Here is a 1,451-nt window from a genome sequence, read left to right as displayed (position 1 = left end):
ATACCCTCGGGTGGCCTCATATGACCCCGAGACTGATGAGTTTTTCGATCCCGAGTCCTGCGCAACCTATAACGATGTGACGTATTGGTGGGCCACAGTCCCTGCGCTGGACGGCCCGTTGACTTCAGCACTCGGGTAGCCTGCAGCGCTCTAAAGCGCTTGTAAAATTACATGCTCCGGTGGCGCATCTGGAAGAACTGATCCAATCGCTTTTCCCAGCCCTGTCGCGCATCTAGGATCTGCGAGATGTCCCAATCTGCATCGTCTTCGATATCTGTGGGGGCATTCACAGGCATCAGGATTTTTTCTGCAGATGCATCGCCGTTGGTGACCTTCTTTTTAGGAGCCGCATTAAGAGGGATGCCAATGACGTCAACCGACGCCGCATTCATCACTGTGGGCAGTTCACCCTCATAGCCGTTGTGTACCAAGAAGCTGTCATGCAGCGGCAGGATCGGCGCATCCATCCCAATGAAGGCCAGCATCACCTTCTCGGCAATGTCGCTGTCAATGCGCTGTAGGTGAAGGCCAACGCCCGTGTAGAAGTGTTGGGCTATTGGCGCATGGAACGCCATAATCGCTTCCGACACATCCCGCCATTTCAGGCCAAAGGCTTTCGGTCGAACATCTCGAGGTGAGTTTCTCAGTGGCTTTTTCGCATTCAGCATCGCGTTGAAGGATGCCTTGATCATGTCACGCAGATCTTCAGCCGTCTTGCCTTCGGGTAGCTTGCCGTAGGGCAGATCCTTGATCTTGATTACATCGCGGTAGCAGTCAGTAGGGCGTTCTGGGCCTGCTTGGGCATAGAGGATCGATGGATGCTGGTTGGAGTAGTCGTACTCAACCATCTGTTTACCGTTCACCAAGAGATAGGGCCGATATTCCCTCGGAACGTTCTGCCACCAACCGCCAAAAAACCGCCCACCTGTCTGAAGGTCTGGGTCGTTGAATACTCGATATAGGCTGCGTCGGCTCATATCGATTTGTCGGGGATCCTTGAGATCCTCTGAGAGCCTTACCTGCAGGCGTTCAAGCTCATCATCATCGATCTCAAGGTCGTACCAGTTACGCTGCAGAACACGGTTAATCGCCTGCAGGTTGGACCGCATCAGTTGGGTCTCGGCTGTCTCAAGAACAGGATAGCTCACACGCCGGGTCACACCGTCATCATCTTCTTTCTGCGATATGCGCAACAGCGTTACGTCCTTGGGTGGGACAATGACGGGCAAAACGGCCTGTTCTTCAGCCGTGAACAGATCCACCAGCTTGTCGTTGGCGCAATAGCGGGTGAGCCTGCTGGTCGAAGAGCCATCCTTACGCCCCTGACGATCATGATATCCGTCTCTTGTCTGCTCGATGTATCCGAGCTTCATCATTCCCCGATAAGCGCGTTCGACATGGATGCTGTAGGTCAGCCTCAAATCATCACGTCCGCTGCCATAGGCGTATTG

The 1,451-nt window shown here is 54.0% G+C and carries 1 pseudogene; it reads right to left on the bottom strand.

Annotation, left to right across the window (positions count from 1 at the left end):
* Positions 1 to 167: 167 nt before the first annotated feature.
* Positions 168 to 1,451 (bottom strand): annotated as a pseudogene (locus KG698_RS15245) (hypothetical protein); the annotation flags it as partial.

The sequence above is a fragment of the Roseicyclus sp. genome, from assembly GCF_018402035.1.
Classification (GTDB): Bacteria; Pseudomonadota; Alphaproteobacteria; order Rhodobacterales; family Rhodobacteraceae; genus Roseicyclus.
This window is presented reverse-complemented; position numbering and strand designations above follow the sequence as displayed.